At 68.3% G+C, this 21,234-nt stretch carries 18 protein-coding genes; 7 read left to right on the top strand and 11 right to left on the bottom strand.

The annotated features are described in order from the left end of the window. The first annotated feature begins 35 nt into the window (after window positions 1-35). Entirely contained in the window at window positions 36-959 is a 924-nt protein-coding gene (locus tag RKE25_RS20395; RefSeq protein WP_311839911.1) for a M14 family metallocarboxypeptidase, read from the top strand. A 121-nt stretch (window positions 960-1,080) separates the two neighbouring features. Then, window positions 1,081-1,353: a hypothetical protein gene (locus RKE25_RS20390; RefSeq protein WP_311839910.1), complete on the top strand. Its 273-nt coding sequence runs from the start codon at window positions 1,081-1,083 to the stop codon at window positions 1,351-1,353. Here RKE25_RS20390 and RKE25_RS20385 read toward each other — a convergent pair. Next, entirely contained in the window at window positions 1,311-2,759 is a 1,449-nt protein-coding gene (locus tag RKE25_RS20385; RefSeq protein WP_311839909.1) for an FUSC family protein, read from the bottom strand. The two genes, RKE25_RS20390 and RKE25_RS20385, sit on opposite strands and share 43 nt — an antisense overlap. A 99-nt stretch (window positions 2,760-2,858) precedes the next feature. Continuing rightward, window positions 2,859-3,722 carry an aldo/keto reductase family oxidoreductase gene (locus RKE25_RS20380; protein ID WP_311839908.1) on the bottom strand — a complete coding sequence of 288 codons (864 nt, stop codon included), beginning with the start codon at window positions 3,720-3,722 and terminating at the stop codon, window positions 2,859-2,861. A gap of 120 nt (window positions 3,723-3,842) precedes the next feature. On the opposite strand from RKE25_RS20380, the gene RKE25_RS20375 reads away from it, so the two are divergent. After that, on the top strand, window positions 3,843-4,736 hold the full coding sequence (locus RKE25_RS20375; protein ID WP_311842450.1) for a LysR substrate-binding domain-containing protein: 894 nt from the start codon (window positions 3,843-3,845) through the stop codon (window positions 4,734-4,736). 139 nt (window positions 4,737-4,875) lie between these two features. On the opposite strand, the gene RKE25_RS20370 is transcribed toward RKE25_RS20375, so the two are convergent. Beyond that, window positions 4,876-7,497, bottom strand: a complete 2,622-nt coding sequence (locus tag RKE25_RS20370) for a TonB-dependent receptor (RefSeq protein WP_311839907.1) — start codon at window positions 7,495-7,497, stop codon at window positions 4,876-4,878. Window positions 7,498-8,081: 584 nt separating this feature from the next. Further along, window positions 8,082-8,444 carry a DUF4440 domain-containing protein gene (locus tag RKE25_RS20365; RefSeq protein ID WP_311839906.1) on the bottom strand — a complete coding sequence of 121 codons (363 nt, stop codon included), beginning with the start codon at window positions 8,442-8,444 and terminating at the stop codon, window positions 8,082-8,084. Between the two features lie 144 nt (window positions 8,445-8,588). Here RKE25_RS20365 and RKE25_RS20360 point away from each other — a divergent pair, with 144 nt between their 5' ends. Continuing rightward, window positions 8,589-8,915, top strand: a complete 327-nt coding sequence (locus RKE25_RS20360) for a hypothetical protein (RefSeq protein WP_311839905.1) — start codon at window positions 8,589-8,591, stop codon at window positions 8,913-8,915. A 49-nt stretch (window positions 8,916-8,964) separates the two neighbouring features. Here the strand turns inward: RKE25_RS20360 and RKE25_RS20355 are convergent, their stop codons facing one another. After that, window positions 8,965-9,144 carry a hypothetical protein gene (locus tag RKE25_RS20355; protein ID WP_311839904.1) on the bottom strand — a complete coding sequence of 60 codons (180 nt, stop codon included), beginning with the start codon at window positions 9,142-9,144 and terminating at the stop codon, window positions 8,965-8,967. A 172-nt stretch (window positions 9,145-9,316) separates the two neighbouring features. On the opposite strand from RKE25_RS20355, the gene RKE25_RS20350 reads away from it, so the two are divergent. Beyond that, a complete protein-coding gene (locus RKE25_RS20350; RefSeq protein WP_311839903.1) occupies window positions 9,317-10,810 on the top strand; it encodes a serine hydrolase in 1,494 nt (497 codons plus the stop codon). 65 nt (window positions 10,811-10,875) lie between these two features. Here RKE25_RS20350 and RKE25_RS20345 read toward each other — a convergent pair whose 3' ends face one another. Both RKE25_RS20345 and RKE25_RS20340 read right to left on the bottom strand, forming a co-directional pair. Continuing rightward, window positions 10,876-12,429: a methyl-accepting chemotaxis protein gene (locus tag RKE25_RS20345; protein ID WP_311839902.1), complete on the bottom strand. Its 1,554-nt coding sequence runs from the start codon at window positions 12,427-12,429 to the stop codon at window positions 10,876-10,878. Between the two features lie 165 nt (window positions 12,430-12,594). Next, a complete protein-coding gene (locus tag RKE25_RS20340; protein WP_311842449.1) occupies window positions 12,595-13,218 on the bottom strand; it encodes a TetR/AcrR family transcriptional regulator in 624 nt (207 codons plus the stop codon). A 126-nt stretch (window positions 13,219-13,344) separates the two neighbouring features. Here RKE25_RS20340 and RKE25_RS20335 point away from each other — a divergent pair, with 126 nt between their 5' ends. Continuing rightward, a complete protein-coding gene (locus RKE25_RS20335; RefSeq protein WP_311842448.1) occupies window positions 13,345-14,433 on the top strand; it encodes an MBL fold metallo-hydrolase in 1,089 nt (362 codons plus the stop codon). Window positions 14,434-14,537: 104 nt separating this feature from the next. After that, entirely contained in the window at window positions 14,538-15,011 is a 474-nt protein-coding gene (locus tag RKE25_RS20330) for a cupin domain-containing protein (protein ID WP_311839901.1), read from the top strand. Window positions 15,012-15,013: 2 nt separating this feature from the next. On the opposite strand, the gene pgaD is transcribed toward RKE25_RS20330, so the two are convergent. The 4 genes from pgaD to pgaA are packed head-to-tail and all read right to left on the bottom strand — an operon-like array spanning window position 15,014 to window position 20,739. Beyond that, window positions 15,014-15,487, bottom strand: coding sequence for a poly-beta-1,6-N-acetyl-D-glucosamine biosynthesis protein PgaD (pgaD, locus tag RKE25_RS20325; protein WP_311839900.1), 474 nt, complete (start codon window positions 15,485-15,487; stop codon window positions 15,014-15,016). Beyond that, a complete protein-coding gene (gene pgaC, locus RKE25_RS20320; protein ID WP_311839899.1) occupies window positions 15,484-16,737 on the bottom strand; it encodes a poly-beta-1,6-N-acetyl-D-glucosamine synthase in 1,254 nt (417 codons plus the stop codon). Before pgaC ends, pgaD begins: the two co-directional genes overlap by 4 nt. Further along, complete coding sequence (gene pgaB / locus RKE25_RS20315; RefSeq protein WP_311839898.1) at window positions 16,737-18,635, bottom strand: poly-beta-1,6-N-acetyl-D-glucosamine N-deacetylase PgaB; 1,899 nt, start codon at window positions 18,633-18,635, stop codon at window positions 16,737-16,739. The genes pgaC and pgaB overlap by 1 nt, the downstream gene beginning before the upstream one ends. Window position 18,636: 1 nt before the next feature. Next, window positions 18,637-20,739 (bottom strand): poly-beta-1,6 N-acetyl-D-glucosamine export porin PgaA, encoded by a 2,103-nt coding sequence (gene pgaA, locus RKE25_RS20310; RefSeq protein ID WP_311839897.1) that lies wholly within the window; start codon window positions 20,737-20,739, stop codon window positions 18,637-18,639. Between the last annotated feature and the right edge of the window lie 495 nt (window positions 20,740-21,234).

Here is a 21,234-nt window from a genome sequence, read left to right as displayed (position 1 = left end):
GTCGCCTGTCCCCATGCCTGCGAGCGAACCACGCCATGACGACCGAAGCCTTCTACCCGATCGGCACCCCCGGAACCCCATGGGGTGAAGCGGAGAAGACCGCGTGGCTCGACCGGCAACGCAAGCAGCGCAGTTACGCGTACGACGTGCTGACCAAGATCGACGCCTTGCGCTCCCGCTTCGACGTTGCCGAATACGGCCGGCTGGACTATGCCCCCGACAGCTATCCGCTGCTGGCGGTGCGCAGCCGCGCGTGGCGCGATGGCTTGCCCATCGTGCTGGTGACCGGCGGCGTGCATGGCTACGAGACCAGCGGTGTGCACGGCGCATTGCAGTTCCTCGACCGGCACGCGGCCGATTACGACGGGCGCGTCAACCTGGTCGTGGCGCCGTGCATCAGTCCCTGGGCGTACGAGCGCATCCATCGCTGGAACCCGCATGCCATCGACCCGAACCGTTCGTTCCGCGAGAACAGCCCGGCGCAGGAGTCGGCCGCGCTGTGGCGGCTGGTGGCGCCGTTCCGCGACCGCGTGCTGATGCACATCGACCTGCACGAGACCACCGATACGGATGAGAGCGAGTTCCGCCCGGCCTTGGCCGCGCGCGACGGCAAGCCGTTCGAGCCGGGCGAGATCCCGGACGGTTTCTATCTGGTCGACGACACGGAAAACCCGCAGCCGGCCTTCCAGCAGGCCGTGATCGACGCCGTGGCGAAGGTCACCCACATCGCGCCGGCCGATGCCAAGGGCGAGATCATCGGCTCGCCGGTGGTGGCGCCGGGCGTCATCCGTTACCCGCTGCGCCAGCTCGGCCTGTGCGCGGGCGTGACGTCGGCGCGCTACACCACCACCACCGAGGTCTATCCCGACAGCCCGCGCGCCACGCCCGAGCAGTGCAATGCGGCGCAGGCGGCGGCGGTGTGCGCGGCGATCGATTTCGCGCTGGCGCATGCGGGCTGAACGATTCGCCGGATGTCGACATCACCGCCGTGCAGGGAGGAAAGGGTATGGGGTCGCTTGCGGAACAGCTTCAGCTGATCGGGTTGCTGGCTGTGGGATTCACGATCCCGCGCAATTGTTTTTGCTTGCGTTGCAAGCCGACGCGTATCGGCGTTATCGACACGCCAGCTTTGTGCGCCTGGTGGTGGCGTCCGTGCTGCTGATCAGCAGCACGGTCATCTGGTGCCTGCCGATGGTCTCGTCCTTCACCCTTCCCGAAAGCGCGCAGGTGATCGCGAGTTGGATCGGACTGGCGCTCTCGGTGGCTGGCATGGCGGTGGCGATCTGGGGCACGGCGACCTTGTTTCGCCGCTACGGTGAGTTGTCGGCGGCCAACGGAACGGTAGAGCGCTGAGCCGCGCTGCGCAGCACGGTGCGCAGCTCGTGCAGCGCGGGTAACAGCGAATCCGGTCCGCGCTGGGCGCGTCGCGCGGCACCGATCGCCCGGCGTACCTGGGCCGGCGCCTGGCCCAGGTCGACCAGCGCACGGGCCGGTCGGCGGCAGTCGAGCAGCGCGTCCGCCCAGTCGGCGGCTTCGGCATGGCGCCGGCGGCTCAGCAGTCGGACGGCCCGGAATGGCGCGGCGACCTGTTCGAGCCGATCCAGCGCCACGTCGAATGCCACGGTCTGGCGGTGTTCCGCAGTTGGATCCATGGCCTCGCTGAGTACGGCCAGCGCGTCGGCTAACCGTCGCCGCAATACGTCCGTGGAGCGCACCGGCAGAACGAGCCATGCGGCGGCGATGCCGATGAGCGCGCCGATCATGATTTCCTCCATGCGCAGCCATAGCAGTGCGGCTGGGGCAGCGTCGGCGAAGCCTTGCAGCAGTGCCAGCGCCACCGTCACGAACAGCGCCCACCACGCATAGCCGAACGGGCGCAGCCACACGCCGAGGAAGAGCGAGGCGAGAATCCATGCCGTCGTTGCGCCGGGGCTGGCGGCCGCATGCGTGCCAATGATCAGGGCCAGCGCCGTTCCCGCGCCGGCGCCGAGCACGCGCATGCCGCTCTTGTAGACGACGTCCAGGCGGCCCTGGTTGCCGCTGTTGACGATGAAGGCGGTCAGCACGACCCAGCCCCAGCGCTCCGGAAAGGCCAGAAACCCTGCGACGAACGCAGCGGCCAGCGCCACGGCCATCTGGACGGCCATCCGCGTGCTGGCCGGCAGCCGCGTGCCGTCCGCCGGCGCAGGAACCAACGCCGGCGCAGCGTGCGCAACCTTCCTGCGTGCGCTCAGTCGATCGGCAAGCCCATGGAAGACCGCGACCCAGAGAAGCGCCAGCCAGGCGACCACGATAGGCACCAGCCAGCTCGGCAGTTGCGCCCCGGCCGTCGGTTGGATGTGCGGCACGGTGAGCAGCGCGACGAAGGGCAGGGCGATCAGGCTGCCGGCGCGGCGCGCCGGCGCGCCGAAGCGGCGCAACCAGATGGACACGGACATGCCGGCGACGAAGACCGTGGCGCCTGCCCATGGGGCGTGCCGCAGCAGCCATCCGACCGCGAGGGCGACCAGGCCTACGACAGGCAGCACCAGGGCGGCTTCCAGGCGCCCTTTCAGATCGCGATCGAGCTGGCTGCGCGACAGCGAGATACACAGCACGACCGCGAGGATGGCCGGGCCGGCACCGGGAGCGAGGGCCAGCGTGCACAGCAGCGTGGCGATCGCTGCCAGCATAGTGGCGACGGCATCGACGAGCGCGTGCGTCAGCGCCGTCCGGTCGATGCGGCTTGCGTGAGTTCTTGCGACGTCCTTGAGCGGCATGGGCACTCCGGCGCGGGAGGGTGCGTCATGCTAGCCGCGCCGTGGAAGGCCGGCGCGGCCCGTTCGTCATCGTGGCCGCGCCGCTGCTCCGTCGGGCGGTCAGCGCGCGCCCAGCGCGTCGAGTTCCGCCATCACTGAGGCGGAGAGCGGAAGCTTCGCCGCCTCGAGGTTCTCGCGCAGGTGCGCCACCGACGACGTGCCCGGAATGAGCAGGATGTTCGGCGAGCGATGCAGCAGCCAGGCCAGCGCGACCTGCAAGGGCGTGGCTCCGAGCGTGCCGGCGATGCGGGCCAGTTCGCCGGACTGGATGGGCGTGAAGCCGCCGAGCGGGAAGAACGGTACGTAGGCAACGCCCTTGGCGGCGAGTTCGTCCACCAGCGCGTCGTCCGCGCGGTGCACGAGGTTGTAGTGGTTCTGCACGCAGACGATCGGCACGATGCCCTGCGCCTCGGCGACCTGGGCGGAGGTGGCATTGCTCAGGCCGATGTGGCGGATCAGGCCACGCTGCCGCAGCTCGGCCAGCACGGCGACCTGGCGGGCGATGGAGCCTTCCGAGGGGGCATGGATGTCGCCCATCACGCGCAGGTTGACCACGTCCAGCACGTCCAGGCCGAGGTTGCGCAGGTTGTCGTGCACCGCGCGTTCGAGATCCGCGGGCTCCTGCGCCGGCAGCCAGGAGGCGTCATCGCCCCGGAACGCGCCGACCTTGGTGACGATCAGCAAGTCGTCCGGGTAGGGGTGCAGAGCCTCGCGGATGATCTGGTTGGTGACGTGGGGGCCGTAGAAGTCGCTGGTATCGATGTGGTCGACGCCGGCAGCCACGGCCTCGCGCAGCACGGCGACGGCCGCAGCGCGGTCCTTGGGCGGACCGAAGACCTGGGGGCCGGCGAGCTGCATGGCGCCGTAGCCCATGCGGTTCACGGGGCGGCCGGCGAAGAGGTAGCTGGAGGGAGGCGGCGACATGAAATGTTCCTCGTGGTGAGCGGTCATGGCGCTCACTATGGGGAAGCCCCGGCTGTTGGATAATCCAGCTCAATGTGCACGGGTTGTGCGAAGGAATGAACAATGGCCGAGGTCAACGATCTGATGGCGTTCGTTGCCGTCGTCCGCTCCGGTGGTTTCCGCGACGCCGCCCGCGTGGGCGGCGTCTCCGCCTCCGGCCTGAGCGCCGCGGTGACGCGGCTGGAGACGAAGCTCGGCATACGCCTGCTCAACCGCACGACGCGCAGCGTGACGACGACGGAAGCTGGGGCGCGCCTGATCGAGCGGCTGGCGCCGGCGCTCGCCGAGATGGAAGGCGCGCTGGACGTGCTCAATGGCTTCCGCGACCGACCCGCCGGGACGCTCCGGCTCAACGTGCCCGCGGGCGTCGCGCGCTCGGTGCTGCCGCCGATCCTGATCGACTTCATGAAGGCGTACCCCGACATCCGTATGGACGTGATCGTCGAGGACAGCTTCGTGGACGTGCTGTCCGAAGGTTGCGATGCCGGTATCCGCTACGACGAGCGGCTGGAGCAGGACATGGTCGCGATTCCGATCGGTCCGCGCGTGCAGCGTTTCGCCACGGCCGCCGCGCCGACGTATCTCGATGCGCGCGGCCGGCCGGAGCATCCGCGCGATCTGCTGGAGCACGCCTGCCTGCGCGGGCGTTTCGCCAGCGGCGCGATGCCGCTGTGGGAGTTCGAACGCGAAGGCGAGGTGGTGTGCGTCGATCCCGCCGGCCCGCTGATCGCTCGGCCCGGCGGCGCGATCGATCTGAAGATCCAGGCGGCCGTCGCGGGCCTTGGCGTCATCCATCTCTACGAAGACATGCTGCAGCCATTCCTGGACAGCGGCGCGCTGGAGCCGGTGCTCGAGCCGTGGTGGCAGGCGTTCTCCGGCCCGTTTCTCTATTACCCCGGGCGGCGGCACCTGCCGGCGCCCTTGCGCGCCTTCGTGGATTTCGTGAAGGCACGGGGTGATTCGCAGGCGACCTAGATCGCGGTGAGCCGAAGGCGAACCGCGGCAGGGCTTATCTGGGACGATCGTTAGGGTTCGCTTTCGCTACGCGCTTCCCAAACGGAAACGGGCCCGCGGTTTTCCGCGGGCCCGTGTCGACCGTCCTGATGCGTGCTTCTTATAGCTTGAAGTTCATGCTCAGCGTGTACGTGCGGCCGTTCTTGTAGGCGTTGTACGGCTGGTTCGGCGTGCCGTTGTAGACGAAGTAGGTTTCGTCCAGCAGGTTGGTGCCGTCCAGCTGCAGGCGCAGGTGATCGTTGAGCTGGTACGACACCGAGGCGTCGAGCTGGCGGAAGCGGCCGGTGATCTGCTGCGACTCCAGCGTGCCGATCTGGGTGAAGTAGGGCGAGCGGCGACTGAAGGTAACGCGCGCGCTCCACGGGCCCTGCTCGTAGTACGGCGTTAGGGTGAACGAGTTCTTCGAGTTGTAGGGCAGCGGGAAGTCGTTGCTCGTGCTGTCGTCGGAGTAGGTGTAGTTCGCTGCCAGGCCGAAACCGTGGCCGAAGCTGGTCTGGTAGGTGAGCGACACACCCTTGACCTTCGCCACGCCCGCGTTAGTGGGCGTCACCATCTGGTACACGGTGTTCTGCTGCTGGGTCAGGTTGTAGTAGGTGCGCGCGACGGTGGTGTACAGCACGTAGTCGCTGATGCGGCGGAAGAAGAACTCGGCCGACAGCAGGCTGTTCTCCGCGAAGTACCACTCGGCCGTGGCGTCGTAGTTGGTCGACTTGTACGGCTTGAGGTTGACGTTGCCCGAGGAGCCGGTCTGCGTGCGGTCGTCCAGCGCCACGTAGGGCGTCATGTCCTGGTAGCGCGGACGAGCCAGGGTCTTGGCCGCAGCGAAGCGCAGGGTCAGGTCGTCGCGTACGTCGTAGGCGATGTTGAACGACGGCAGCCACTCGTTGTAGCGGTTCTTCTGGTCTACCGGCTCGTACTGGTTGTTGGCGATGACGTTGTAGCCGGTGATGCCGTTGCGCGTGTGCACGTAGCGCGCGCCGATGTTGCCGCGGTAGTTCTCGCCGCCGAAGTCGCCCTGGATGTAGAACGCGCGGTTCTGCTCGGAGATCGCGTAGGTGGCCTTCGGATCCATCGGCGCGTCGGAGTACAGCGTGTTGACGTACTGCTTGAGGCCGCCCTTGCTGATCTGCACCCAGTTCGCCATGTTGCCGGCGGGGCTCAGGCCATCGAGATAGTCGCCTGGCGTCATGCCGCCCTGCAGGTCGGACAGCGTCACACCGCTGTTGTCGAGCGTGGGGATGCTCGCGGCGTAGTTGGTCTGGCCATTGAAATGGTTGCTGCTCTTGATGCCCAGCTCCACTGTGTTCAGCGGGCCCAGCGTCACGTCATGGCTGAAGTCGGCCTGGAAGTAGCGCTCGCGGTCATAGCTGGGCGCGCGGCTGAAGCCGGCGCCGTGGGCCAGCATCTGGCTCGCGTCGGTCGGATCGGTGTTGTAGTTGATCTGCGGGTGGTCGCCGGCCAGGTTCCAGTTGTAGCCGCCGTAGCCGCGGAACTGCAGGCTGTAGATGCCCTGCGAGCCGCCCGAGGAGTTGGTGTAGCCGATCTGGCTGGAGGCGTTCCAGCCTTCGCCGTGCCAGTCGGCGCGCAGCTGCAGGGCGCCGGTGTTGACCTTGGAGAAGCGCTCGTAGCCGTCCAGGTAGGTGGGCGCGTTGGCGCCGTAGGAACCGCTGGTGGCGACGCCGTTCTGCACGTTGACCGAGGTGGCCGCCGGCGCGCTGCCGGACCAGTCGCCGTAGCGGCTCTGGTTGTAGTTGTCGAACTTCTCGGTGACGAACAGGCCGGTGAAGTTCAGCTCGAACGACTTGTTCGGCTTCCACTGCACGCCGGTGGCGATGCCGTCGCGCTTGCGGTGCTGCTGGAACAGCGCCGTATTGATCGCGGTGGGATAGGTGAAGCTGGTGCCCGCGGGCACGACGCCCGCCGGGAACTGATGGTTGGGATCGGTATCCGTCGGATCGTTCGCGCGCTGGTAGCCGAAGATTTCCGTGCCTTCGCGGTAGATCACGCGGTCCGAATGCATCAGCGAGCCGAGCACGCCGAAGGTCTCGTCGCTGTTCTTCCAGCTGTAGAGCACCGAGGCATTCGGCTTGCCCTTGTCGGCGCGGTCGTTGTAGCCGTAGCTGACCGTGCCGGTGAGCGTATTGGCCTTCAGGTCCAGCGGACGGCGCGTGTTGACGATCACCGTGCCGCCGATGCTGCCTTCGTCGATGCGCGCCTGTGGCGTCTTGTAGACCTCGGCGGTGCCGATGATCTCGGAGGTGAGCAGGCTGTAGTTGAAGGAGCGGCCGTCCGGGTGGTTCGGGTCGCTGGTCCAGTTGGTGGAGGCCACCGTCTGGCCGTTCAGCAGCAGGCGATTGAGCGCGGGATCGGTGCCGAGGATCGAGACCTTGTCGCCCTCGCCGAAGTTGCGGTCCACGCTGATGCCGGGCAGATGCGACAGCGACTCGGCTACGTTGGTGTCGGGGAACTTGCCCACGTCTTCGGCGGAGATGGCGTCGACGATCGAGTCGGCGTTGCGCTTGAGGTCCAGCGACTTCTGCAGGCTGGCGCGGATGCCGCTGACGGTGACCGTTTCGAGCTGCTTGGCCTGGTCGGCCTGTGCGGGCTTGGCCGCAGCGTCGGTCTGCGCCTGGGCCGTGCCGGCGTCCTGCGCCATGACGGTACCCGCGCAGAACAGCGCGGTGAGGATGCTCAGCGAGAGCGTGCTTCTGCGGTAGTCCATGTTCGATGCCTCCACCGGGGGTTTTTTGCCGGGCGGCCGGTGCTTCCGCGCGCGTCCGGGCGTGTTCTTGGGGCGAACGACACCGCACGGGCGGGTGGCCCGTGTGCGCTCGTCCGTTCGTGGTCCTGCGCCGCGTTTCCGGTCGAACCGCCAGCCCCCCTCGCTGCCGGTTCGTCCCGCGGCATCTCCGTCGCCGGCATCGATCGCCGTTGCCTGTTCCCCGCGCCGGTCGTCCGGTCGATGCGGCCGCATCGGAGGAAAACCTGTCCTGCGCGGAGCGTCACTCCCTTCCGACGGAGAAGTGGGGCGAAGTCTTAAGGCCAGGGATAACGTTGTCAACGCATTTTTATCACGATCTAAATGTCAAGCCTGGCTCTGCAAGCCATTGAGCGGGTGCCGTTTTATGGCGCATCGCAAAAATTTGGACGGTCTAATTTGAATCGATTCAAGCAGGACGCCGATGCGCGCGTTTTGCAGTGCACACATGACTCGTTCCTAAAGGCCGGCTAAGGAAGCCGTGGCGTCAGGCATCCGGCGGCCTGGATGCGGCCGAATGGGCGACGACCACGTTGTCATGGACGCGGTCACGCCAGGGTCGGCGTCCCCTGGTGGAACGCCAGCCGCCACTGCCCGCCCTCGCGCCGCCAGATCGAGCTGCGCAGCGCATGCAGGGCCGGTTCCGTCTGCCGGCAGCTGCGATAGGTCAGCAGGGCGACGTCCGGGGCCAGCATGCGTAACCGGAAGTCGGTGGCGGTCATGGCGACGGACGCTTCGTCCCGCAGGGCGACGACGATGTCGGTCTTGGAGAACACGCGGCCGGAGCGGCCGAACTCCATGAAGTCCTCCGCAAGGAGCTGATCCACGCGCGGCGACTTGCGCACCGATGGGGCGAGCAACTCCCGTTCGAGGGTTTCGAGATGGACGGCGAGAGGGTCGATAGCGCGCATGGAGCATCCGGGGGGAGGCGGAGCGATGCCTGGATCTGGCTACAGTAGCCCGGGGATCGCATGCCGGCACGACGAGTATCAGGTCGTGGCCGTTCCTTTCAGTGATTCGGCCGCGTAGTGGGGTCGCACTCAGGGAGTGAATACTTGGGCGAAGAAGCGGCACGCCATGAAGATGACGCGAATGGTGCAGGCATCGCCGCCCGGCTGATCATCGGCTTGCTCATGGCGCCACTGGCTGGGATCGCCGCCCTCGAACTGCTGCCGGAAGTGCTGGTGCCTTGGGTTCCATGGATGCTGGCGGGACTGGCGACGCTATGGGTTACCGCAGGGGCCGCACGCGACGATGGCGGCTGGAGAAAAGCCGGGCCATGGGCCTTGCTCGGCATCGGCCTGGTGACCGCGGTGCTCACGCTCGGCGCCATCCTGGTCGCCCTGCTCGTGTATGTCGCCACGTTCTACTACTTGCCGTAGCGACGGCCGCGCCGGCATGACCGTTTGACAGCGACCGGGCGGACGGTGCTCAGCGTGGCGTGCGCAGGGTGGAGTCGCGCAGTGCGTTCTCGTGCTCGACTTCGTCCAGCGCCGTGGTTTCGACCGTGTCCAGCACACCGTGATGCGGACGGTGCATGCCGGGAGGTTGCGGTGCGCCGCTGGCGTCGTCCTGTCCAGTCGGCGTGTCGGAATGGGGTTTGCTCGTCATGGAAAAACTCCGGATACAACGGCTCAGCAGATGCCGGCGAGCCGCCATGATGACGGCCTGGTCGGCCAGAAGTCACGCCCCCCGATGTGGCCTCAGGCACATGGTGCCTCCGATGCTGCCGGCTAGATTGCGGAGCCAAGGGCGAACCGTCGCCAAGGGAAAGGGGAAGCACATGGCACGTTCGTGGTGGATGGTCGCGCTGGCCGTCGCCGGCATGGGGATGGTCGCGTCGGTTTGCGCAGAGCAGGCGCATACCGACACCAAGGCATGGGAACCCGCGGCGAAGGCGGCCGGCGATGCGTTCGTGAAGGCCGGGCACGCCGATGGACTTTCCATCGCGGTGGTGCGCGGCGGGAAGGCGAGTTTCCTCGATGCCGGCACGAAGGAGCGTGGCAAGGCTGTGCCGCCCACCGCCGACACGGTCTACGAGATCGGCTCGATCACCAAGACTTTCGGCAGCCTGCTGCTGGCGCAGGCCATCGTGGCGCACAAGGCGCAGCTCGGCGACGACATGCGGCGCTACCTGCCCGAGTGTGACTATCCGGGGCTGGCCTATGAAGGACGCCCGGTCACCCTGCGTGAACTGGTGGCGACCACGTCGGGCTTGCCCGACAACCTGCCCGATGCGCTGGTCCAGGACATGAAGCAGGCCAAGCCCGCGGACGTCCCATTCCTCATCGTGAAACGGCTCAATGGCTATACCGCGGCACAGTTCCTGGCCGACCTGCGCCAGGCGTCGCTGCAGCGCGAGCCCGGCAAGACGCCGGCTCATTCCAATGTGGCCGCGCAAGTGGTGGGCCTGATCGATGCGCGGCTTTTCGGGAAACCGTTCGAGACCGTGCTGGCCGAGCGCATCGAGCGGCCGCTGGGTATGGCCAGCGGCACGGACAAGAACCGCGCGGACCGCATGGCCATCGGTTACACCGGGGATGGGCGCGCGGCGCCGGTCTGGGACGCGCCGGTGACACGCGCGGCGGGTGGCTTGCGCTACAGCACGCGCGATATGGCCCGGTATCTCGAGCGACAGCTCGACGAGAGCGATCCGGCGGTCAAGCTCACGCACCAGCCGCAATGGGGCGACGCCGGCGAGCGCGCGATCGGCTTCAACTGGGTGATCGAGACCACCATCGATGGCCAGGTGCGGCTGTCGCATTCCGGCGGCACCTTCGGTTTCGCCAGCTACATGGAGCTGTATCCCAGTGACGGTTACGGCGTCGTGTTGCTGGCCAACCGCAGCGCGACCACGACCCAGGGCGAGCTGCAGGCGGTGGCCGAGCGCATCCACGACGCCGTCTTCGGTGCGTCGCCGGCGCAAACGGCGCTGGACCGGGCGTTCGCGGAGCAAGGTTTCGGCGATGTCGCCGGCACTATTGCCGGGGTGCGGCGCGCTCATCCGCGGCTGCATTTGACCGAAGGTTATGTGAACGCGTGGGGCTACCGGCTGCTCCAGGAGAAGCGGACCCGGGAGGCCGTGAACGTGTTCGCCTACAACACCACGCAGTATGCCGCGAGCGCGAACGTGTACGACAGCCTCGCCGAAGCCTACGAGGCGTTGGGCGACCACGGACAGGCCATCACCAACTACCGCCTCTCGTTGGAGCGCAACCCCGGCAACGAGCACGCCAAGGGAAGGTTGGCGGTGCTGGAAAAACCATCGTCCCGCTGAGCGCGCTCAGCGAGATCTTGCCGGCGTGCCCGCGTCGCGACCTTGGGCGGCGCGGGCCTGGCCGATCAGGCCGCCTGCCGGATCTTGAAGAACGCCACCTGTTGCAGCAGCGACTGCGCCAGCTCCAGCGCAGTACGGCTGGCCGAGCTCGCTTCCTCCACCAGCGCGGCATTCTGCTGCGTGACGCTGTCGATCGTGGCGATCGCGGTATTGACCTGATGGATGCCCTGCGTCTGCTCCTGCGACGCGGCGGCGATTTCCTCGACGATGCCATTGACGTTGCGCACGCCGGCGCGGATGCCCTGCAGGGCCTGGCTGGCGCGTCCGACCAGCTCGACGCCCTGCGTCACCTTCTCCCCGCTGTCGGTGATCAGGCGCTTGATGTCCTTCGCGGCCGCAGCACTGCGTTGGGCGAGTGCACGCACCTCGGCGGCCACGACGGCGAAGCCGCGGCCATGCGGGCCGGCGCTGGCGGCTTCCACGGCGGCGTTGAGCGCGAGCAGGTTGGTCTGGAAGGCGATCTCATCCATCAGGGCGATGATCTGGGCGATGTCGCCGCTGGCGCGGTGGATGCCATGCATGGCGTCCATGGCCTCGTGCGCGACTTCGCCGCCGCGCTCGGCGTCCTTGCGCACCGCCTGCGTGAGTTCGCGGGCCTGCTCGGCGCCTTCGGCGTTGCGGCTGACCGTGGCAGTCATCTGTTCCATCGATGCCGCGGTTTCCTCGATCGACGCAGCCTGTTCCTGCGTGCGGTTCGACAGATGGTCATTGCCCGCGGAGATGTCGCGCGCGGCTGCGGCCACCTGCTCGGCGACGATGCGCACGTCGCCGACCATCGCGGCCAGCTTGCCGTCCATGGTCTGCAGTGCGCGCAGGGTATCGGCGAACTCGTCGTTGCCTTCCACCTGCAACGCATTCGCCAGATGCCCTTCGCTGATCGCCGTGGCCAGGCCGCGGGCGCGCATCAGCGGAGTCATGATGCGGCGGGTGGTGAGGACGGACAGCAGCACGGCGATCGCGATGGCGCCGATCACGGCGATGCCCGACACGCTCATCGCCGTGATGGCGCGGGCATGCAGTTGCGGCTCGATGCCGTCCACGCGGCGGTCGGCCTCGGCGGCGAGGGCGGCAGACAGATCGTCCAGCGCACGGATGGAATCTTTGAACTGGGTGAAGAACGTATTGGCGTCGCGCGTACTGGCCAGCGTGTGCGCGGCCACGCGGGCCATGGCCCCTTCGTAGCCTTCCGTATAGGTCTTCAGGTGGCCGGCGAAGCGATCCGCCGAGGCCGTGCCGGCCGGGAAGGCGCGCATCGCATCGAGGTCGCGCAGCGTACGGTCGTGCACCTGCGTCCACTTGCCGTGATACGACGCGACGGCGTCGGTATCGCCGATGTTGATGAAGCTGTCTTTCTCGAAGCGACGCAGTTCCAGCAGGTCGGCCTGAACGCGACGGATGACGGTGGAGAACCTGACGTCGCCCTGCAAGGTGGCGACGGCAGTGCGGTTGAGGCCGAGGATGCCCCAGCCGCCGGCGACGGCCGTGGCGAGCACGAGCAGGGTGAGGAGGCCGAAGGCGGAGGCGAGACGGGCGCGGACGGTAAAGCGTTTGGCGGACATGCGAGCGGCTGCGTGTGGCGATAGCGGGTATGACCCAGGTATCGGCCCCGCCGCGCCAAGCTTGATGGCGCAAAACGCTGCGGGCGCAGGAAAAAAGCGCTAAGTGCGAGCTAAGTTTTCGCCGTCCTGTGCGGCTTGTTTACGCCGCGGGAGAACGCGCGCCGTTCAAGCGTAGTAAGCCAGGAACATGTCGACGGCCGACTCGGCGACGCGCTTGCGCTCCCTGGGCGTCAACGGTGGCTGTCCCAGCGTGATCTGCGGCCAGAACGCGAAGGTCTTCACCAGTCCCTGCAATTGGTGCGCGGCGAAGACCGGGTCCTTGATCTTCAGGCGGCCGTCCGCCTTGGCGGCGCGCAGCCACACGGTCAGCCCCTCTTCGCGTTCGTTCATGCGCGCGACCATGTCCTGCGCGCGTTCGGGCGAATGGATCGCCGCGGCGATGGCGACGCGTGCGAGCGAGGCGAATGCCTCGTCGTTGAGCAGGCGCAGTTTCTGCGCGACCAGTTCCAGCAGCTGGTCGCGCAGCGGGAGGTCGGTGCGGTAGGCGAGGTCTTCGCCGTCGTGGCTGGCTTTCCAAAGCTGGTGGAGGATCTCGGCGAACAGCACCTCCTTGCTCGGGAAGTGGTTGTACACCGTGCGCTTGGAGACATCGGCCCGGGCCGCGATGCGGTCCATGCTGGTGGCCTCGTAGCCGGCGGTGCGGAATTCGTCGATGGCGGCCTCCACGATGGCGGCGCGCTTGAGGTCGGTAAGGCGGGCGGGGCGGGCTGGCGTGGGCATGACCCGGATTTTACACCCATGGGTTTACTTTTCGTCCACATCGAAACTACACTGCTCGGTGTAGTTTCCTCTTGCCCCTCCTTCCGAGAAACGCCGATGAGTACCGTGATCGCCCTGATCGCCGCCGCCCTGGCCATGCTGGCCGGCCTGCGCGCACGGCGCCGCCCTGGCCCGGATGCCTACGGGACGTCCCCACAGCGCCGCGACGGCCGCTTCCGCAATCCCGCGCCGCGCCCGGCCGAAGGCCTGGGCAAGATGCTGGGCATCATCTGGAACATGATGACCAACAAACCGCGCGATTCGGTGCCTGATGCGCCGCTGTCGGTGCAGCGTCTCACCCGGGCACAGCTGGAGGCGGCGCCGGACCGCAGCCTTTATCGCCTGGGCCACTCCACCCTGCTGTTGAAGCTGCATGGCGGCTTCTGGCTGACCGACCCGGTCTTCGCCGAGCGCGCCTCGCCGTTCCGCTGGATGGGGCCGAAGCGCTTTCACTCACCACCGATCGCCTTGCACGAACTGCCGCCGATTCGCGGCGTCGTGCTCTCGCACGACCATTACGACCATCTGGACCGCGACACCATCGAGTACCTGGCCAGCCGCGTGGACGTGTTCCTGGCGCCGCTTGGCGTTGGCGACCGGCTGGTGGCATGGGGCGTGGATGCGTCCAAGGTGCGCCAGCTCGACTGGTGGCAGGAGACCGAGGTCGACGGTGTCCGTTTCGTCGCCACGCCTGCGCAGCATTTTTCCGGCCGCGGGATGTTCGACGGGGACCGCACGCTATGGGCTTCTTGGGCGATCATCGATGAGGACTTGCGCGTGTTCTTCAGCGGCGACACGGGTTACTTCGACGGATTCAAGGCCATCGGCGAGCGGCTTGGGCCGTTCGACGTCACTTTCATCGAAACCGGCGCCTACGATCCGCAATGGCCTTACGTGCACATGCAGCCGGCCGAGTCGGTGCAGGCGCACCTGGACTTGCGCGGCCGTTGGATGCTGCCGATCCACAACGGCACGTTCGACCTAGCGATGCATCGCTGGCAGGACCCGTTCGAACAGGTGAGCGCGCTGGCATCCTCACACGGCGTGGCATTGTCCACGCCACGCATGGGCGAACGCCTGGACCTGGCGGCGCCGCATGCGGGCGAGCGCTGGTGGCGGCTGTTCGAATCGCCCGCGTCCACCGGTTCCTACGTGCCGGCGGCGATCGACGCGGACGCGCGTTGAGCGCGCAGACGAGCGCCCGCCGGGGTGCCGGCGGCGCCGTCGGTTTGTTCGCTCGGCGGCCAGCGGAGATACTCCCCGTCTGACATCGGCGGCGGGGAGCGGTCATGAATACACCACGCGAGTTGCTGAAGGCATCGGCCATCGAAGCGATGCCGGCGCAGCGCAACGTGCACTCGCTCAATCCGAAGGCGGTGCGGTTGCGCAAATCCCTTGGCGACGCGACGGGGCTCACGCAGTTCGGCTTCCACATGATCACGCTGCTGCCGGGGAACGAGTCGTCCGAGTACCACCGGCACCTTTACGAGGAAGAGTGCGTCTACGTGCTTTCCGGGCAGGGCGAGGCGGACATCGGCGAGGAGCGTTGCCCGATTGCGGCCGGCGACTTTCTGGGTTTTCCACGACGGGGTCCGGCACACGTGTTGCGCAATACCGGCGACGAGCCGCTGGTGCTGCTGGTGGCCGGGCAGCGGCTCGAGCAGGACGTTTGCGACTATCCGCGGCTGGGCAAGCGCTTGTACATCAATGGCGACCATGAGGACCTGGTCGCGGTGGAGCACGTCCGCCGCGAGCGGCTCTGACGTCAGCCGGCGGCAAGGCGCTGCGCGACGGCGTCCGTTTCCATGCGATGCACGACCTGCTCGCCCTCGGGAAACTCCAGCACCATGCGCGGGGCGTGCTGCATCCAGGTCGCCGTGGCCTGGTGTACGCCCAGGGCGGTGGCGATGGCGCGGCGCTCGACGGAACGGGCGTGGCGCCGCCGGTCCACGCCGGCAAAACGCAGATAGTTGTAGGACGCCCAGACGGCCATGACGAACCCGCAGGCGAGCGCCAGCGCGAGCAGAGTCGCCAGGTCGTGCCCGCCGTGACCGTGCTCGCGCACGACGACTTCCACGTAGCCGACGCGGAAGCCCAAGGCCCAGGCAACGAGCGTCGCCAGTGGAAGCCACAGGGCCATCCATGCCATCCAGGCCACCAGCGTGGCGGTGGTGAACAGCGCACGGCGCGCCGGATGCTGACGCTCGGGACGATGGATCAGGATGGCTTCGGCTTTCATCGTATACCTCGGTCGGGGCTGACCCACACGGCGCGCGTGCCCTTGCGCTTGAGCAGGGCTTTCGGCAGCGCGGCCACGGTAGTGGCCGTGCTCAGCAGCCAATAGGTCAGCGGGTACCAGATCATCCAGTAGTAGTTGCGGCCCACGCGTGCTTCGTAGCGCCGGTCGATCAGTGTGCTGATGCCGAATTGCAGCAGGCACACGATGCCCAGCATCACGCCGTGCCACTGCGGTAGAAGGGTGGCGATGCGCAGTGGCGGCGGCAGCGTGGTGAAACGGCCCAGCACCCAAAGCGCGATGATCGTCGCCATCACATAGGCCCAGACCAGGCTGAGCAGGTATTCCAGCGCCACCGGCCACATGCGGCGGCGGCGCCAGGCCAGCAGCACGCGGCTATAGCGCAGCATCACTTCCACGCCGCCCTGGGCCCAGCGCAGACGCTGCTTCCACAGGCCGCGCAGGGTCTCGGGCATGAGGATCCAGCACAGCGCATTGGGCTCGTAGCGGATGTCCCAGTGGCGCATCTGCAGGCGCCAGCTGATGTCGATGTCCTCGGTGACCATGTCGGTGTTCCAGTAGCCGACGTCGTGCAGTGCGCTGCGACGGAAGCAGGCGATCACACCGGACACGGTGAATACGCGGCCGTAGACGCGCTGTGCGCGCTTGATCAGGCCGATGATCGAGGAGAATTCGCCCACCTGGAGCTTGCCGAGGAGGGTGGAGCGGTTGCGGATGCGCGGGTTGCCGGTGACCGCGCCTACGCGCGGGCTGCCGATCATATGGCCGATCATCCAGTGCGTGGCGTACTCGTCGAGCAGCGCATCGCCGTCCACGCACACCAGGAAGTCGCCGCGCGCCGCCATGGCCGCCATGCGCAGGCCCATGGCCTTACCCTGGTTGCTGGCGAAGTGGATCACGCGCAGGCGGGGGAACTCCGCCTGCAGCGCGTCGAGTTGCGTACCGGTGTCGTCGGTCGAGCCGTCGTTGACGGCGATGATCTCGAAGTGCGGATAGCGTTGCGCGTCGAGGTGGGCGATGGTCTCGCGCACCTGCGCACCTTCGTTGTGGCAGGGCACGATCAGGCTGACCAGGGGGTAGTGCAGCAGCGCCGGCGGCCGGGTGCGCGGTGCCTGTCCCCGTTCCCAGCGCAGGTAGTAGATCAGGCCGCCGCTCATCCAGAAGAAGGACATCAGCAGCGGATAGTAGAAGGCGAAGTCGAGCAGCGCCGTGGCGATGTCGCGCAGGTCCATCACGGCTCCCGGTACGGGTGTTCGGCGGCGGAGATGTACGGGCGGATCGCTTCGAGCGCGGGCTGGTCGGCGACGAAGTTGTCCGGGTAGTAGCCCAGGTGGCGGGCGCCCTGCGCCTGCAACAGGCGCAGCCGCGCGCCGAGCACGGACGGTGGCACCGGCTTGCCGCCGGCACGCCAGTCCACCGCGGCCAGTTCGAACACGGTGCGGTCCAGGCCATGCGGCTGCGCCGCGACCGCGGCGGCCAGCCGTTCGAACCAGGTATTCGTGGCGGGCGTCCTGTCGAGCTGCGGCATGGCCATCAGCCCGGTGTAGTCGTAGGCGGCGTTGAACGCGGCCAGGCTCTGCGCGAACCAGGCTTCCGACGCGGGCTCCAGCACCGGGCGTGCGTAGAGGTTGCGCGCGGTCTTGAGCTGCGCGCGCCATTGCCGGGCGCGGTCGGCTAGTTCGAGGGTGAAGTCGATCAGGTACTGCGTGCGTTGCGCCGGCTTGCTGGCGGCGAGCGGGCCGAGCGCGTCCGTGTCGCGCAGGTAGGCGTCGTCGGAGAACAGCAGGCCGGACATGCCGCCGTGCATGGCGAGGTCTTCGTAGACGTCGCCGATCATGGCGCGTACGCGCGGGTCCCACGGTGCAAGGCGGTAGTGGTCGCCGTCGCCGCCATGCCCGAGCGACGGCAGGTCGCCGCCGCCGGGAAAGCGGAACGCCAATACCGGCATCCATGCATAGACGTCCACCTCGCAGCGCGTGCGCAGCTGCCACGCCACACGGGCAAACAGGTCGGCGCGCATCGGCAGGTGGCGGTTGGGGAAGTACACCGCGTCGGCCACGCCGTCGCCATCCGGATCGGCATAGGTCTGCAGCCATACCTGGCTCGGCTTCATGCGGCGGATGCGGTCGAGCAGCGCGGAAAGGTTCTTCTCCTGTTGGGCCGGGTCGGGGTCGTAGACGTAGTCCAGATCCACCTGCACGACGCGTTGCGGATCGATCGCGCGCTGGCGGTAGATCAGCGAGGCCAGACCGTCGACGCCGATGTCGTCGGCGATCAGCAGGCGGGGGATGTTGCGGCCTTCCGTCAGTTGCGCGGGTTCGTCGTCCAGGCTCAGCGAGATCGTCATGCCCAGCGCGGCTGCCTCGGCCTGGGCCACACGGTTGTAGGCGCCGTAGGGCCATACGATCGCGCGCGGGCGCTGGCCAGTGTGCACGGCGATGTCGTCGGCGCTGCGCCTCAGGTCCGCACGGATGCGCGCGCGGTAGGCGTCCGGCGTTTCGTAACCGCGTTTCGCGTCATAGGCGAGAGCGAGCGCCGCCGGCATGGTGTTGCCTTGCGCGTTGGCGACGACGCCTTGGTGCAGGTCGTAGGTATGCGAGGCGATCTCCACCAGGCCGGAGGCGCGCATCTCGTTGACCTGCTGCCAATCGACGAAGCATTCGCGGCCGCAGCCTTCGCCGTTGTAGTCGAAGCGCTTGCCCGCCGGGAGATCCATCCACGAGCCTTCCAGCGCGAACAACGCGGGGTAGCCGTAGGCGCGCAGCAGCGGGAATACGCGGGTGTAGAAGCTGGCGAGGCCGTCGTCGAAGGTGAGCAGCACGGCCTTCGGCGGCAGCGCGTGGTCGCCGCGCTGCGCGGCGACCACATCGTCCAGGCTCACCATGTGGAAGCCGTTGCCGCGCAGCCACTCGAAGTGGGCGATGAGGTGGTCGGTGCTCATCGCCGTGCTGTCGAGCCGGCCGGCGTCGCGGATGTCGTCGCGCACGTCGTGGTAGTTCAGCACGATCAGCGGCGGCAGCGGCTGGCGCGATGGGAGCGGGCCGGACAGCGCGGCGAGGCGATCGGCCGCGGTGGCCGGGACGGCGGCGAAGAAGAACAGCAACAGCAGAACGTGGCGCCAGCGCGACATGTCATTCGCCCCAATGCATGGTGAGGTCGAGCATTACGCGGTTGTCGCGCTTGCCGTCATAAGGCTGGCTGTTCCAGCCGATGCCCCAGCCGAAGGAAAGGCCACCGCGCGGCGCCCAGGTCTGGCCGTAGTGCACGCTCGCCATCCAGCCGCTGCCGTAGCGGCATTCGCGATAGCTGCCGGCGGAGACATCGAGCTGCTGGCGCCAGGCCCGTTCGTAGCGCTGGTACAGGAGGTTCTCCAGTCGTCCGGTGGCGGCGACCCAGTGCGCGCAGGAAGGGCTGTAGTAGGGAGCGTCGCTGCGCGAGTTGCGGGTGGCGCCGGCTTGCAGGCCACCGTCGACGGCGAGCCAGGGCGCGGTGTAGACGCGCTGCGTCCAGGCCGCTTCCCAGCCGTAGCGACGGTTGCCGTCGCTGAAGCGGTCGGCGTTCGTGCTGAGCTTGACGGCGGTGAGCTCGCTGGCGCGCCACTGCGCCGAAGCCGTGAGCGCGTGCGCGGTGATGCCGTAGGCGTGCGCGCGCAGCGGCACGTCCTGGTCGCCGGTGTTGCTCCAGTCGAGCGTGTAGGTCCAATGGTCGCTCGGGAACCAGCGCAGGCCGGCCTCCACCGCGGTGCGCCGGGTGTCGGCTCCGATCGCGGGCAGGGCCTGTACGTAGGCTTCCAGCCCGCGTGCGTAGCCGCGCAGCCCGAGGCCCGCGCGCTCGCGCCGTGTCGATCCCTCCGGCAGGCTGGCGCCGGCGAGGCGCGCGATGCCGTAGACGCGCCAGCGGTCGGCGAGCAGCGGGCTCTGCAGCGTGGCCTGGGTTTCGTGGTCGGCGTCGCCGAAGTTGGCGGAGCCGCCGCGGCCGCGATCGTGTTCGAGATCGAACTGCCAGCCGCGCTGCCGCTCCCAGGCCTGCCGCGTGAGCTGCACCTGGGGTTCGCGCGGCACCACGGTTTCCAGTTCGCGCAGGGCCGGTTCCACGCGCGGGAAGTCGTTCAAGTCGCGCCAGCTGTCGATCGCGCCGAGGCGGATCGAGGTGTCGTCCGGGTCGAGGCCTGCGGCGCCAACGAGCGTGTCTTCCGCGCGGCGCGGCCAGCCGCGGGCGCGCTCCACGTCGGCGAGCTGGTCCCAGATCGAGGCATTGGCCGGACCTTCGGCGCGCAAGGCTTCCAGGCGGGCCTCGGCGTCCTGGTACAGCCATGTCTCCTGGCGCACCCGGGCGGCGGCGAGGTCGGCCTCCGTGCGATGCGGATGGCTGCGCGGGCGCACGGAGCCCGGTGACGGCAGCCATGCGGGTTCGGCCGCCGCGACTCGGTCGATGAAGGCCTGTGCCTGACGATGGCGGCCCGCTTCGAGGTAGGCGTGCGCCAGTCCGATGCGCGGATCCGCTTCGGCCTCGGGATACGGGCCCGTGTGGTCGCGCACGGCCTGCTCGTAGAGCGGGATCGCCCGTTCGGGCTCGCGCTGTTGCAGCAGGGCGTCCGCGACGGCGGAAGCGGCATAGGGCGGAAGCGTTACGCCTTGCTTCTGCAGGGCGCCGTATTCACGGACGGCTTCGCGCGTCAGCGAGGCGCGGTCGAGCGCGATGAGGCGATCGGCGGCGTGTGCGGCATCGCCGTGCGGCGCTGCCGGGCCGAGCCTGTCCTGGGCGGCGACGGCGCGGTCGGCCTCGGCGTAGGGCTGGCGCGTATCGCCGGACATGGCCTGCGCCCAGCGCGTCTGGTGCGCGGCGTCGTCTGCGGCGAGGCGCTGCATTTCCGCGGGAGGAAGCGGTTCCGGCAAGGCACGGGCCAGGTCGAGCGCCCGCCCGGAGGCCCCCAGTTCGGCGAGCAGGCGGACGCGCAAGTGCAGCGCGTCCGTGTCTTCGGGCCAGCGCTGCAGGATGTTCTCGCAGAGGGCCAGGGCGTCGATGCGATGTCCCGCGTCGCGGCGCGCGTAGGCTTCTGCAACTAGTGAGGCATGCGGATCGTTGGTCGCGGCCAGCGTCCCGGAACCGCAGAGCAGGACGAGCGCGACGGCCAGCGCCGTGCGGCGCGGCGGGCGCAGCGACTGCCGCGTCGCCGCCGCAACATGGGACGACGACGTGAAGCGGTCGCGTTGTAGGGGCGGTACTGAAGACATGGTCGCGCTGCGGCTGTCGCGCCCGTCGGCCCGGCGCATGCCGGGCGATCGCGCGTGCTTTCCGTCGGAGGCGGGGCACACGTCGCGCGAGGGCGCGCCCCGCGGTGTCCGCGGGGTGCGTCGTGGGAGTTTCCAGACAGGCCGCGCCGGGGTAGAGCGAGGCCTGTCTTCGACACAGGGTCGACGCATGACGTCCGTGGCATGCGGGAAGCCTTGCGGCATCCGTGCCGTCCGCTGCTGGCATGAGGCCTGGCAGGGAAGGCTCGGCGCCGTACGACTAAGAGTTTTCTTAAAAGCGGGCGGGTCTGGAATCAGAAAAGTCCTATTGCCCCTAACGCGTCGGCGTAAGGGGAGATCGGACTTCGAGACCTCCGCCAAGCCAAGGTGGGCGTTGCGCCGGGTGGCGCAGGCGCGCGCAGCATGCGTGCGCGTGAGCGGTGCAGGCATAAAGCGGAGCGGCTGAGGAAGCTTCGCGCGAGCGTGGGTGTTCCCTTT

The organism is Dyella sp. BiH032 (assembly GCF_031954525.1).
Taxonomy (GTDB): domain Bacteria; phylum Pseudomonadota; class Gammaproteobacteria; order Xanthomonadales; family Rhodanobacteraceae; genus Dyella_D.
The sequence above is the reverse complement of the archived record's forward strand: the minus strand, read 5'-3'. Positions and strand labels throughout refer to the sequence as shown.